General features: G+C 53.7%; 12 protein-coding genes and 1 pseudogene. 5 read left to right on the plus strand and 8 right to left on the minus strand.

Features of this window, described 5'->3' with window-relative positions:
• Position 1 precedes the first annotated feature (1 nt).
• The 6 genes and pseudogenes from BLP91_RS08185 to yycF form a co-directional block, all read right to left on the minus strand.
• Entirely contained in the window at positions 2-799 is a 798-nt protein-coding gene (locus BLP91_RS08185) for an MBL fold metallo-hydrolase (protein WP_091569464.1), read from the minus strand.
• 20 nt (positions 800-819) lie between these two features.
• Complete coding sequence (yycI, locus tag BLP91_RS08190; protein WP_176757901.1) at positions 820-1,581, minus strand: two-component system regulatory protein YycI; 762 nt, start codon at positions 1,579-1,581, stop codon at positions 820-822.
• Entirely contained in the window at positions 1,551-2,957 is a 1,407-nt protein-coding gene (locus BLP91_RS08195; RefSeq protein ID WP_176757902.1) for a YycH family regulatory protein, read from the minus strand. Before BLP91_RS08195 ends, yycI begins: the two co-directional genes overlap by 31 nt.
• A complete protein-coding gene (locus BLP91_RS17525; protein WP_425412202.1) occupies positions 2,954-3,448 on the minus strand; it encodes a sensor histidine kinase in 495 nt (164 codons plus the stop codon). The genes BLP91_RS08195 and BLP91_RS17525 overlap by 4 nt, the downstream gene beginning before the upstream one ends.
• 18 nt (positions 3,449-3,466) lie before the next feature.
• Positions 3,467-4,879: pseudogene (locus BLP91_RS08200) on the minus strand (histidine kinase dimerization/phospho-acceptor domain-containing protein); the annotation flags it as partial.
• Complete coding sequence (yycF, locus tag BLP91_RS08205) at positions 4,761-5,471, minus strand: response regulator YycF (protein WP_091569475.1); 711 nt, start codon at positions 5,469-5,471, stop codon at positions 4,761-4,763. The pseudogene BLP91_RS08200 and the gene yycF, both read right to left, overlap by 119 nt.
• A 551-nt stretch (positions 5,472-6,022) precedes the next feature.
• On the opposite strand from yycF, the gene BLP91_RS08210 reads away from it, so the two are divergent.
• Both BLP91_RS08210 and BLP91_RS08215 read left to right on the plus strand, forming a co-directional pair.
• Entirely contained in the window at positions 6,023-6,787 is a 765-nt protein-coding gene (locus BLP91_RS08210; protein ID WP_091569477.1) for a YheC/YheD family protein, read from the plus strand.
• A 203-nt stretch (positions 6,788-6,990) separates the two neighbouring features.
• Positions 6,991-7,518: a hypothetical protein gene (locus BLP91_RS08215; protein ID WP_143003502.1), complete on the plus strand. Its 528-nt coding sequence runs from the start codon at positions 6,991-6,993 to the stop codon at positions 7,516-7,518.
• Positions 7,519-7,709: 191 nt separating this feature from the next.
• Here the strand turns inward: BLP91_RS08215 and murQ are convergent, their stop codons facing one another.
• Both murQ and BLP91_RS08225 read right to left on the minus strand, forming a co-directional pair.
• Complete coding sequence (murQ, locus tag BLP91_RS08220) at positions 7,710-8,615, minus strand: N-acetylmuramic acid 6-phosphate etherase (protein WP_091569482.1); 906 nt, start codon at positions 8,613-8,615, stop codon at positions 7,710-7,712.
• 18 nt (positions 8,616-8,633) lie between these two features.
• Positions 8,634-10,034: a PTS transporter subunit EIIC gene (locus tag BLP91_RS08225; RefSeq protein ID WP_091569485.1), complete on the minus strand. Its 1,401-nt coding sequence runs from the start codon at positions 10,032-10,034 to the stop codon at positions 8,634-8,636.
• Positions 10,035-10,340: 306 nt separating this feature from the next.
• On the opposite strand from BLP91_RS08225, the gene BLP91_RS08230 reads away from it, so the two are divergent.
• From BLP91_RS08230 to BLP91_RS08240, 3 genes are all read left to right on the plus strand, one after another.
• On the plus strand, positions 10,341-12,104 hold the full coding sequence (locus tag BLP91_RS08230) for a sensor histidine kinase (RefSeq protein ID WP_091569487.1): 1,764 nt from the start codon (positions 10,341-10,343) through the stop codon (positions 12,102-12,104).
• A 66-nt stretch (positions 12,105-12,170) separates the two neighbouring features.
• A complete protein-coding gene (locus tag BLP91_RS08235; RefSeq protein WP_245662202.1) occupies positions 12,171-12,671 on the plus strand; it encodes a YwhD family protein in 501 nt (166 codons plus the stop codon).
• Positions 12,672-12,863: 192 nt separating this feature from the next.
• Positions 12,864-13,094, plus strand: a complete 231-nt coding sequence (locus BLP91_RS08240; protein WP_091569492.1) for a hypothetical protein — start codon at positions 12,864-12,866, stop codon at positions 13,092-13,094.
• Positions 13,095-13,104: the final 10 nt, after the last annotated feature.

Raw genomic sequence — 13,104 nt, forward strand, 5'->3', positions numbered from 1 at the left:
TTTATTTTGTAGAGACAGTCATCAGAGGGGTGGGTCGGTCGGGATGAGTTTCCAGCAGATGGACATCACGGCCCACATCAAGGCCCTGTTCCCGGAGAACCCCCTCTACGGTTAAATGGGCCAGTTCCGATAAGTTGTTATCCTGGCTGAGATGGGCCAGAAAAACATTCTCCCCGTTTCCCCGGAGGATGTCTAATAATGCTTCACCGGCATCCTCGTTGGACAGATGGCCGACATCGCTCAGGATCCGCCGCTTGACGTTCCAGGGGTAGGTTCCCATGCGCAGCATGTTCACATCGTGGTTGGCTTCAAAGATCAAAGCATCACAACCGGCCACCTTGTCCACGATCCGCGAGTTGATGTACCCCGTATCGGTCACCAGACCCAGGCGGCCTTCCTTGGAGTGGAAACAAAATCCCATCGGTTCCGCGGCGTCGTGGGAGACCGGAAAAGAATCGATTGTCAGATCCCCCAGTTCCAGAGTGGAGGAGGTGGGAAAAAGATGTTGTTGCTCCAGGGGAATCTCCCCGACCCCGGCAGGGAGTTCCGACCAGGTGGCTTCGTTGGTGTAGACAGGCAGGTTGTAGCGGCGGGCGAAGACTCCCAAACCCTTGACATGATCACTGTGTTCATGGGTGATCAGGATCGCATCCAGGGTGGAAGGGTCGACTCCGACGGTCTGAAACAGCTTCTCCAGCCGTTTTCCGCTTAAGCCTGCATCGACCAGCACCCGGATCCGATCCGTTTCCACATAGAGAGCGTTTCCGGTGCTGCCACTTGCCAATATGCTATACTTCATCCGGCTCTTCCTCTTTCTCCTTAAAAATATCTCTTATTGACTGTGATCGGTTCGATTTCCTGAGTTAATGCATTGACATAGAAGGCGGCCTGTTGCGTTTCAATTTTCCAGACCGGATACAGCACCCGATCCTCTCCTTCGTAAGACGGGCGTCCGTGGTATCCCAAGGTGACATCGACCACGGTCGATCCCTTTTGGATCATCCCGGTGGCGATCAGACGAACCAAGGCATCCTGTGCCGACAACCCGGTTTGGGAGGTGTTGTTATCCGTCTGGATTTTCAGTGGGTAAAGTTCCAGTTTGCTGGCCGCTCCGTCTTTCATCGTAACCAGTAGACGACTGTCAAAAATAGGTCGTTCGTCATGGTGTTGATAATAGACCAACTGATCGGGGTCGCTCTCGTCCGATTTCCTGTATTGATCAAATCCAGGGACCGTTTGCTGCAGGAGCTTTTCCAACTGTTTAGAGGGCCACGGGGCTTCCAGGGTTAACCGGTAGCTGCCCTCGGCTGTCGACTCCCAGCGACTGTCCTGCTCGTGAAGGGTCTTCAATTCCAGGGGCTTGGCATCCAAGCTGGTGACGGGAAATGCTTTTTTGGGCAGATCTACCTTCATCCGAATATGCCGCTTGTCCAACAGCTCCTGCAATTCCTGTTGGGTTTCCCGGGAGACTTCCTGTTTTTGCGCCTGTTCCCCTTTGGCCTGTAGCAGCTGATCGGCCAAAAAAGCGTTGAGGGCCAGAAAGGCTAGGATCAGGATGGTTTTAGCTTTGCTCCAGTCCACTCGACATCCCTCCCCGTTTGGGAAACCGACAGGAATCCCTGTTTGCCGTTATAAAAATCCACCACCCAGACCGGCTCCAATTCTAGTTTGTTCTCTCTCGTCACAGCATGATAGCCGGGGTATATCTGCCGCACATCAGACAAATCGGCATTCTGCTTTTTCAGGGCTTCCCGGACCTCGTTTCCGGAGGGGAGATGATCTGGGTGTTTTTGGCCCGAGCGGGAAGAAAAGAAGATCAGCGAACGTTCATAATGGGTTATACCCTGTTGGGCGCTCAAACGAATCTCTTCCCATTTAGGAAAGGGTTCCGAGCCGTACAAGGGCAACCCTTTTACATGGAGTTGAAAGAAGAAGTCGCTAGCTCCATTATCCTGGTTGGTTTCTACCCGGTTTAGGAGATAGTTTCCCGTCCAACCGCTGTGACGGTTCATAAAGGAGATGATCGTGTTCAACTTTTCCCGGGGATCGGGAAGCTCTTGTTCGGTATCGTTTAACAGGTTGGTATACACCATCGTATTGTTCTGTTCATTGTAACGGAGACTCCGCGAGGAATCCACATCGGTATATATATCGATGTGATTGGAAATGGCGGTTTTCTCCACGTTATTGGGGTTTCGAAACAGAATCATTTTCATATCTTCCACATTGATCTGCCGCTTCTGTTCCAGATTGTAGCTCCAACGGTTAATAGCTGCGCGGTTCGGTGGTAGATAGACGAATCGCGGAACCGCCCCTTCTCTTTTCAGATCCTCTTCATCGAAGTTTCCCTCTTTCCCGTTCAGAAAAGCCTTGAGGGGTCTTTCTGCCGCTTGATCGGCCAGCTTTAGCATTTCGTCGTAATTTTGAAGCAGTGCTGTTCCCTCTACCACAGTCTGGGTCTGATCGGAGATCAACCAGACGGTGACCTGGTTGTTGTCCCCTTCACCGGAGATCCAGATCCGATGGACGGTATCCAGCTCCGGAATCTCTGTCTCCCCTTGGAAGAAAGCCTGGATCACCTCTACGGGCAGCTCATGTCTAAACCTGAGCTCCAACCCCGTTTCATCATCCAACCATTTTTTCCATTCGGCGGGGGAGGGGTCAATCGTTTGGGGATTTTCCAGGCGGGCATGGTGAAGCCGGTCGATCAAGGTTTGATGATCGGCTCCCGGCAAGATCCGTCGATGCTCTCCGTCGTGATGAAGCATGATTTCCGAGGGAGCAGCCAATTGGTGGATCTCTTCCTTTTGAAAATCTTTATGGCCGATCGTGGGGATATGCTGTAGTTTGGGCAAGTTTCCCTGGTTGGAGGGGGAACTGTACCACAACATTCCGGTTTGCACGATGCTCGTCAACACCAACAAAGCGAGGGCGAGAGACTTGAGGGACTCTTTCACGATGACGTCACCTCCGGTTCACAGGGAGGGAGAGTGATCCGCACTGTAGTCCCTTCCCTGTAACGGCTCTCCATGCGGATGGTCCCGCCGTGGGCTTGCACGATCTCCCGGGCGATAGCGAGACCGAGGCCAGTGCCGCCCATGCTGCGGGAACGCGCTTTGTCCACCCGGTAAAAACGTTCAAAGATCCGCTCCAAATCTTTTTGGGGAATCCCGATTCCTGTATCGGAGATGGCCACTTCCACAAATCCGTCAGCCTTTTGCCGGGCAGATAAGGAGACGCTGTGGCCCTCTGGGGTGTATTTGACTGCGTTGGAAAGCAGATTGTCCAACACCTGATCGATCTGGTCCCGGGCGGCATAAATCCGGGGGAGATCCTCCTTCAGGGAGAGGTGGAAATCGATGTTCTTTTGCTGGCACTGAAAGCGGAAGCGATCCGCGGCTGCTTCTAAGACCTCGATCGGCTTAAGGGGTTGTTTATGAAAGCGCACCTTTTTCGAATCGAGGCGGGAGAGCTGCAAGAGATCATTGATCAAGCGGGTCATCCGTTCCGCTTCCTGTCGGGTAACGCCCAAGAAGCGGGAAGCCAGCTCCGGCTCCTCCAGGGCGCCACCTTCGTCGAGAGCCTCCAGGTAACTTTTGATCGTGGTCAGTGGCGTTCGCAGCTCGTGGGAGACGTTAGCCACAAACTCCTTCCGTTGCCGGTCCAGTTTCTCTTCCTCTGTCACGTCTTGCAGGACCAAGATCAAGCCGATCGCCTCACGGCTGGCCCGGAGGACAGGCGTAAAGTTAAGCTTGATGATGGTGAAATCTTCTTCTTCCCGATCCAACTCCAGGAAAATCTCCCGTTCTTCCGTCAGCGGGAGGAGGATTGGATTGGTTAAGGGCAGGATCTGGTTGATATCTTTTCGGTGTTGTACCTTTTTACCGAGCATTTCTTCGGCCCGTCGGTTGGAGACGATCACTTTCCCTTTGCGGTCGGTGGCGATCACTCCATCGCTCATATTGGCCAGTACCGATTGCAATCGGCCTTTCTCCTCCTCTTTCTGGGAAAGGGCGTTGCGCAAGTGCTGCGCCAAGTGGTTGAAGGCAGAAGCCAGCTTGCCGATCTCGTCATCGTTTTTGACCGTCACTTTCCGGTCAAAATCCCCTTCCGCCATGATCGTGGCCTGCTCCGTAATCTCCTTGATCGGATTGGTGATCGTACGGGCTAGGATGATGCCCAAAAAGGAGGTTCCCGCCATGGCGATGGCGGTGATTTTGATCAGGATCTTGTTGATGCTTTTGATCGTACTGTACATTCCCTGCATCGGGGCCTCGATATAGACGGCTCCAGTAATTCTGCCGTCGTTTTTGATCGGGTAGCTATATAACATATACCGGTTTCCAGCCTGATAGTTCACTTCGGTGGTGGAATCCTCATACCCTTGCAACACTCGATCCACCCGAGGGTTTTTCACCCCTTCGGAACTCTTTTCGCCAGAGGTGGTGGCGATCACCACTCCTTCCTGGTCCACGATCTGGACATCGTTACTCTTGTCCAAGGGCAGTTTGTTCAGAATGTCGTCGATCCGCTTTTTTTGTTCATCAGATTCCGTTCCCGGCGTCATCTGATCCTTGACCACTTCCTGCAAAATCCCTGCCTGGCTTTTCAGATCATCGCGGAAGGTGTAATAAAAATGATCCTCCAGCTTTTGAAAAAAATAGACCCCGATCAGCTGCATGGCGATCAAAAGCAGCAGGACGTAGATGACGACTACTTTCCATTGGACGCTGTTGAATACGCGGAGCCATCTCATGCCATCACCGCCGGTCCCTGTCGGGATCCCGCATGGTGTAACCGATACCCCGCCGGGTGATGATATATTGGGGGTGGCTGGGATCATCCTCGATCTTTTCCCGGAGCCGGCGAACGGTGACATCCACGGTGCGAACATCACCGAAGTAATCGTATCCCCAGACAGACTGCAACAAGTGCTCCCGGGTCAAAACTTGGTTGACGTTTTTGGCCAGGTAGAGGAGCAGCTCAAATTCCCGATGGGTTAAGTCCAGGGATTGGTCATTTTTGCTGACGATGTAGCTACCTTGATCGATGGTCAGCTGTCCCACCTTAATCCGGTTGGAGGAATCTGCCTGGCTTTCCTGCTGGTTTTGGGAGCGCCGCAGATTGGCTTTGATCCGGGCCAAAAGCTCCCGGTTGCTAAAAGGCTTGGTCACATAATCGTCCGCTCCGATTTCAAGTCCCAACACTTTATCCACTTCGGAATCTTTGGCGGTAACCATGATGATGGGCATCTGGTGTTTTTGGCGAACCCGGCGGCAAACCTCGATGCCGTCGGTGCCTGGCAACATCAGGTCGAGCAGGATCAGGTCCGGTGGATCCTCCTCCACTCGTTTTAACGCTTCGTCCCCGTCGTAGACGGCTTCCACCTCAAACCCTTCCTTGCCGAGGTTAAACTGCAGGATATCGGCGATGGGTTTCTCATCCTCCACAACGAGAATGTTTATTGCCATCGGTATTCCACCCCATTTCAAGTATCATGCCACTTGCGGAAAGATTCCTCGTCAGACTCCGTTTAAACTTCCTCCCATGCGCATTCAAAGGGACTCCCACGGGTCAGCCGGCAATGGAGCCGGGGCAGGGAGGATTCTCCGTGTTCTTTCAGCCATTGGAAGGGATGCCCCGGTCAGAGACAGCCTGATTAAAGAGGAGGCCGAACTCCTCTTCCATTGCCTTTGTTTCCGGCTCATCCCGTCACCAGGTTCCCCTGCTAATTTCTGTCGTCCCGAAATCGGTGATTGCCTTGATGCCATACCGGCTGGGTAACTGGTGAAAAAGGTGAACAGTCAAGAGAAAAAACCAGCCACGCCAGCAGGGATTGTATGCGAAATCACAGACGAGTTGTGAACATTTTGCCACAATCCTTGTCGTAAACAAACACTGAGGGTCACTTTATCATTTTAACACATCCCCCAAATTGGGCGCAGGAAAGCTCTCCCGGAAAAACCCCTGTCGAATAGACTAGTATGGGTCCACAGTCCTTTTAGGAAAGGAGCGGCGAACCTTGAAGTCCCAGGAACACAAGGTAGCGAGCAAAGGTTTAAAACATCAGGTGATGGAGCAACATCCTTCCCTTCGCTCTTATCTCCCCCGCACGTCTTGGTTTTCCCAGGAAAGTCTAAACCGCTGGGCAACCCGTTTTCCGGTCACGTTTTTAAAACCGGATCAAGGGGGCGGGGGGACGGGGATCCTCCGGATCAGGAGAGAGGGCGGTGGCTCCTTTGAGGTGTGCGATCGTCGGTTTTGCTGTTCCGTTCTCAGCTCCGATCTGTACACAGCAGTGAAGAAAAAGATGCTCCCTGAGCGTCGATATCTGGTGCAGGAAGGCATCCAATTGGCTGTGATCCGGGGACGTCCCTTCGACATCCGGGTAATGTTGCAAAAACCCGGAGGGCGGTGGGTGATCAGCGGTATGGTGGCCAAAGTGGCCGCGAAAGGGCAGTTTGTGACCAACCGGTGTAAAGGGGGAAGGCCTTTGACAGTGGAGAGGGCGTTGGAGGAAGTGTCGATCCGGGAGAAGCGGGAGGTAGAAGAGGTGCTCCGGGAGCTGAAGCAGATGTCGCTGCTGACGGCGAAGGTGTTGGGTGCCCGGTTTCCTGGACTGAGAGAACTGGGGATCGACGTCGGGATGGATCGAAGGGGGCACTTGTGGGTGTTTGAAGTCAACACCCGTCCTCGTTTCCAATTGTTTCGGAAAGTGGGTCAACCCCGCCTTTACAGCAGGATTCTGCAAACTCACCGCCGCTTATGGATAGGAGCAAGCCGATGAAACTTGTCTTTATTCGACAAAATATTCTGTTGACTATGCATACAAGCCATTGTTAGTATATTTGGCAAAAGAAGGGTTTGCGGCTCCATTTAGAGAAAAAAATGTGGTGCTGCCTTCTTTGCCTTTTCTTTGCTTTAAAGGGAGTCCTTTTGGATGGCCGGAGGAATTCCCCTATTCCAATCATGAAAGGCGGGTCACTAAGGATGGCAATTACTGTAGGTGTGTATTTGGGAAAGAAAGACCGTTTTTTGCGCAACTGGTACGATATATTGCCTCGTGGTCAGTTTCCGCTGCTGGTGAAGTATTGTATTCAATCCTACATGAAAGGGGTCTATTTTCCACTGGATACGATCTGTGACCGGGATATGTTCCGGGAGAGAATCGGTTCGATGCGAGAACTCTCCCCCACCCAGCGGAACGTCACATTTACCGAGGAGGACGGGGCTGTTTATCAATGGGTGGGTCGCGTAGATAACGGTTACCGCAGTGAGGAAATCAAGAGCATCCTGAAGGAGACCATCGTACATACACTGCTGGAGGAACATGAACGGACCCCGCTGGCCCGGCAACGGTATCAAAACCTGTGGAAGGGGAGCGAGGAAGAGCCGGTGTACGAGCCCGTGTATCGGTGGAGGGATAGGGAATCACCGGAGAGAAGAGATCGTTGGACACAAGCGATGGTGCGAGAGCCTCTTCCCGCTTATTCCTCAAACGGATCCCGTCAAGGCTGATCTTTTTTGCCTTTCGTTGACCTCTGACTGTACACGATGATAGATACCTGGGTCGCTTCCGGGGAGAAAAAGAGGGTCGGATTTCGCAGATATACACTGGATTTGGGAGGCCGGGGTTTGCAAGGTTAAGGAAATCCCCATAAAAAGGCCCCCTCTGCTATGGCGGAGGGGGCCTTCTATGGGGCTTGACGTTACTCGCTATGGAACAGGGCATCGCCTACCCGTCCGCCGGCATGGGAGAGACGCTGGCGGGCGGAATCGGCGTCGCATCGGGTCAGGATCATCACGATCGCCGTTTTGGTCTCGTCACCACACTCTTGGAGGGCGGTATGCGCCTCCTGATCGGATACCCCGGTAGCCAGTTTGACAATGCGCCGGGCCCGGTTTCTCAATTTTTCATTGGTGGGTTGGAGATCCACCATCAAGTTGCGGTAGGTTTTGCCCAGACGGACCATGGTAGCCGTGCTCAGCATGTTGAGTATCAGCTTCTGGGCGGTCCCCGCTTTTAAGCGGGTGGAACCGGTCAGCACTTCCGGTCCCGTGTCCACTTCGATGGCGATCGTCGCCTCCCGCCCGATGGCGGAGCCGGGGTTGGCGGTGACGGCGGCCGACTCAGCTCCCAGCTTTTGGGCCCGGCCAAGGGCCCCTAAAACGTATGGCGTCCGTCCGCTGGCCGAGAGCCCCACCAGAAAATCCTTTCCCTGAAAGCCGGCGGCTTCCAGATCGGTTGCGCCCTGGTCAGGGGCGTCTTCGGCACCTTCCACAGCAAAACGGATGGCCCGGTCTCCGCCGGCGATCAGTCCCTGTACCTGTTCCGGCGATGTCGAAAAAGTGGGAGGGCACTCCGATGCGTCCAGTACTCCCAGTCTCCCGCTGGTGCCCGCTCCCGTGTAGAAAATCCGTCCTCCTCGCCGAAGGGTCTGTTCCATCCGATCGACCGCGGCGGCTACTTGCGGCAGGACACGAGACACTGCCAGCGGTACCGATTGGTCTTCCCGGTTCATCGTCCGGAGGATCTCCAGGGTATCCATGCAGTCGAGATGAACCGTCTTTTCATTGATCTGCTCCGTTTTTAAAGAGGAAAGCTCCGGATCCATGGTAGGTTCTCCCTTCAATTATGGTGTCAAATTGAACCCGGTGCCGGCCGGGGCCTGGTTTCCGTAGTTGTTATCCAGTTCCCGGTTGAAACCGAAAAAGTAGGTGATGATAAAGCCAGCACCGTAAGCGATCCCTACACCTACGAGGTAGATCAGCACCTGGCCGGGTGGGATCAATAGGGCCATCGGGATCCCGGAGACGCCGATGGCGACAGAAGCGATCTGCATCACAGCCTGGAAAGCGCCTCCGATGGCGGCACCTAAGCAAGCGGTCAAAAAAGGGCGGCCCAGAGGGAGGGTAACCGCGTAGATGAGCGGTTCTCCGATGCCTAAGATCCCGACGGGGAGGCCGCCTTTGATTACATTGCGCAGGGTGGGGTTTTTCGATTTCACATAGATGGCGATAGCTGCACCTACCTGGCCGGCTCCAGCCATTCCGAGGATGGGATACAGCGGATCCAGTCCCGTCTGATTCAACAGCTCCATATGGATCGGGGTCAGCCCCTGATGCAGCCCGGTCATCACCAGCGGCAGGAAGGTCCCTGCCAATACGGCGCCGGAGATGACGGCCATCACCCCGTTTTCACCGGCGCTCAGCAGGCCGGTCAAGCCGTTGGTGATCGCGTCGGAGATCAGTCCGCCCACCGGCTGCAGAACGACGTAGGTGGCAAATCCCGTCGCCAGCACAGCCAGCATCGGTGTGAAAATAATATCGACGGCATTGGGAATTACCTTGCGGAACCAGCGTTCCATCACGGTGATAAACCAGGCGGCCAACAGCACTCCGATCAGACCGCCGCGGCCGGGGACGAGAGCTTCCCCGAAGAGTGTGATGTCGGCGATCTCTGGAAAGATAATCAGTCCGCCGGCGACACCGCCGAGGGCTGGGGTGCCACCAAATTCCCGGGCTGTGTTGATCCCGACGAAAATAGCCAAATAGCTAAAAATAATCTTACTGATCGACGAAAGTAAAATCACCCATTGATTTTCTTCGCTGACTTCGAAAGAGTGGATGATCACATTGGTCAAGCCCATGATCATCCCCCCGGCGACGATGGCCGGGATCAACGGGATAAAGATACTGGCCAGCTTGCGGAGAAACTCCTTGAAAGGGGTGCGGTTGCGGTCCTGGATGGTGGTTTTTAAGTCTTGCACCTCATCCACCGGACGCCCGGTGGCCTCTGCGATCAGGTGGGCCACTTTGGTGGAGGTGCCAGGACCCAGGACGATTTGGAGTTGTTCAGAAGTTTCCACCACTCCCATAACACCCTTCAGCCCTCTCAACTCCTCCAGTTGCACCCGTTCCCGGTCTTGGGGCGTGACCCGGAGGCGGGTCATGCAATGGCTGATTCCCGCGATGTTCTCTGTGCCGCCCAACAGACTCATAATCGAGTCGGCTAACACCCTTTCCTTTGCCATCATAATCCCCCTTGAGAATGTTTTTGTCTTCTGTACAAAAATACGGAAGACAGGTAAAAGCCATGCCTCAAATCTTATGGCGGATGAGTATGAAAATTTCCACCTGAATTTTACCATGAAACAGACAGGGGCAGGTATCGGTTGTTGAATCTTTTGTCGAAAAATGGTTTTCGGGAAGGAAATTTGATGCACAGGGTGGAAAGGTTACGTTATTTCGCAGGACCTATCGTATAGCGGGAGCCATCAAGTAAAGGGAATCATTTTTTATTGCAATGTCGGACAAAAATGTAGGAGGTTCATAATTTGATGTACGATCTTCTGCACCTTCTCTACTCTTTGGAAGAGACGGCTCTTGATTCGTGGCAGGGTTGGATCGGCATCGGGATCAGCTTGGCGCTGATTTCTCTGTTGATATGGAAAAGAAAGCACTGGAACCGGCATTTTCCCTATCCCGTGTATTTGGTGATGGTATTAGGCTTGGTGGCGGTGGTGGATTTCTTTTCCGGTGATCTTTTTATCCTGCCGGTGTACCTTGTGGTGTTGGCGCTGTCGCATGATCGGATCTCAGCGGAGAAAACGGTAGTCTCCACGCTGTTGTTTGCTTTGGTCCATACCTGGATGCAGGTTCAATTTTCGCCGCAGGAGCAGCCCTTTCTCTTGGTGGGGAATGCCAGTCTGTTTGCCTTTTTCGCTTGGTGGAGCCTTTATCTGCAGCGGTCCCACCGGCGTTCTGATGATCTGAAAGCGGAAAATCGGAAATTACTCGCTCGAGTCGAGGAAGTAGAGACTCGGCTTCACGAATATATTGAAGAGCTGGAGGAGATGACCCGGAGAGACTATCTGACAGGGATGTACAATTTTAGCGGATTTCAAGATCAAGTGGCCCGAAATCTGGCCCGTAGTTCGGCGGCTGAGCAGTTCTACCATGTCGTCTGTGTTGATCTGGTGGACTTTCAGCAGGTGAACATCAAGGCGGGAACCGATGTAGGTGACCAGCTGTTGGTGGATATCGCCCGTCAGCTCAAAAAAGAGCTGCCTTCTTACGCACAGGTGGCACGTTATGACGGGGATCAGTTTGCCGTTGGCATGATGGGGGACGACGCCGCTTTACGTCTCATTGTAGATACAGTGGAACGGGTGATTGATGGGTTGCGTTCCGAGCGGGTTCCGATCAACTGTTGCCTGGGAACGGCCACTTACCCCTTGGAGGCCCCCTCCGCTTCCGAACTGATCCAGCTTGCCGAACAACGTCTTTCCATCGAACAAAAGCGGATTCGCCACCGGGAGGATGAACGGAGACGCCATCTGGAGAAACTGTCTGCTGTCGGTCAGTTGGCGGCTGGACTGGCCCACGAAATCCGCAATCCCTTAACCTCCATCCGTGGTTTTATCCAGATCTCGGCGGCGGAGGCCCCTGAGGTCAAAAAGTGGGAATCGGTGATATTGCCGGAAATCGACCGAATCAACGATCTGCTCAAACAGTTTTTACACCTGAGCGAATCCCGGCCGGTGCGGTACACGTTGTTAAACCTGGATCGGTTGATCGATGATATCTTTCAACTGCTCAACCCCGAAGCGATCCTGAGGGGGCACGAGTTGATGCCTGAGCCGCCGGAATCCCCGGTGATCGTAGAGGCTGATGCTGAACAGTTGAAGCAGGTTCTGATCAATCTGATTCAAAACGGCCTGGAATCTCTCCCCGACAATGGGGTGGTCCGGGTTCGCTGGAAGGAGATGGCCGATCGAATCAGCATCCGGGTGCAGGACAACGGCGGCGGGATCCCGCCGGAATATATGTCCCGCATTTTCGATCCCTTCTTTACCACCAAGGGGGACGGAACGGGAATGGGTTTGTCCATCTGCCACCGCATCATCGACGAACATGGTGGGCAGATTCATGTGACCAGCCAGCCGGGCTGTGGCACTACCTTTAATCTTCAGCTCCCATTACGCCAATCCTCCGGAAGGGGTTCGGAGGAATCCCAGGCAGAGGAAGAAAATCCTTTCTCCCATCTCCAATTAAACCGGAGTGAAGTGGTGGAAAGGGTGAACATGCTGAAGCATTTCTAACCCCTTTTTTGAAATCGACTGCAGCCCTGCGATACAATACAGGAAGAAGAACAGGGGGGAAAGCTCTTGAGCAAGAAAAAGAACTCCGGTTTTAATATCATCCGGGGAGATTCCACCACCCACAAGGGTTACTATACCGGCACGTTGAATCTGAGCGATCTGTCCGGCGTCCTGATCGACGGGGACGAAGCGACGCTGGATCTGGGGCTGATTCACGCTAAGAGTAAAGTGGAGCGGAAAATTAAGTTTGAAAGCGATCCACAGGCGGTTCCAGACGGCAAGGAGTATTGGGTGGTCTGGGTGGCCGGGGATCGGAACGAACACGGCCCTTATTACGCCGGGGCTGCCGCTTGTCCCATGCGCATCAACCGGGAGGCCCGACGGGGGTGGAAAAACCTGGCGCACCACGTCAATCAGATGGATGCGGCCCTGAAGCGGAAGTATCGCCTGTCCGATTTGCCGGAACGGGAAAAGGGAGCCTTGCGTAAGCTTTTGATCGAAAACAACGAACAGATGTGGAATAATTCTCCCGATGAGTTGAAAGAAGCCCTGGCCACGGAAAAATGAACGGTATGTGAACATTGTGTGTCTCTGCTTGTAGGGAGGGATGGCCTGGGTTACACTGGTATTCAGGTTACGGAACCGAATTGCTAGGACACCAAAGTAGCGGGCTGAAAAGGGCCCGCTATTTTGGTGTCTTTTTCTTGAGCAGGGATCCTTTCCATTGTGCATGCTACAGATAAAGGAGGCGGTACCGATATGACTTCACGTGAGCCGCAGGAGCACTTTGCACTACACGGAGGAACCCACTTCACTCCTAAGGAGTCCCCGGAATCCATCAATCGGTTTGTTGCCAGCCTGCCGCCGGAGCGAAGGGAGAACCTTTATGAAATCATGAAGGAGTTGGCTGATGCCGACTTGATCACCCTTCACAATGATGGTTTGCTGGCGGATGGGGAAGGGGAGATCGGCGGCAGCGATGACTGCTGAAAAAAATGGT

Origin of the sequence: Melghirimyces thermohalophilus, from assembly GCF_900102685.1 — a bacterium.
In the GTDB taxonomy this organism is placed as follows: Bacteria; Bacillota; Bacilli; order Thermoactinomycetales; family DSM-45169; genus Melghirimyces; species Melghirimyces thermohalophilus.

Excerpts from the sequence above, each read along its gene's own strand:
- BLP91_RS08185 (WP_091569464.1), bottom strand. The coding sequence starts at position 799 with ATGAAGTATAGCATATTGGCAAGTGGCAGCACCGGAAACGCTCTCTAT.
- yycF (WP_091569475.1), bottom strand. The coding sequence starts at position 5,471 with ATGGCAATAAACATTCTCGTTGTGGAGGATGAGAAACCCATCGCCGAT.
- BLP91_RS08215 (WP_143003502.1), top strand. The coding sequence starts at position 6,991 with ATGGCAATTACTGTAGGTGTGTATTTGGGAAAGAAAGACCGTTTTTTG.
- murQ (WP_091569482.1), bottom strand. The coding sequence starts at position 8,615 with ATGGATCCGGAGCTTTCCTCTTTAAAAACGGAGCAGATCAATGAAAAG.
- BLP91_RS08225 (WP_091569485.1), bottom strand. The coding sequence starts at position 10,034 with ATGGCAAAGGAAAGGGTGTTAGCCGACTCGATTATGAGTCTGTTGGGC.
- BLP91_RS08230 (WP_091569487.1), top strand. The coding sequence starts at position 10,341 with ATGTACGATCTTCTGCACCTTCTCTACTCTTTGGAAGAGACGGCTCTT.
- BLP91_RS08240 (WP_091569492.1), top strand. The coding sequence starts at position 12,864 with ATGACTTCACGTGAGCCGCAGGAGCACTTTGCACTACACGGAGGAACC.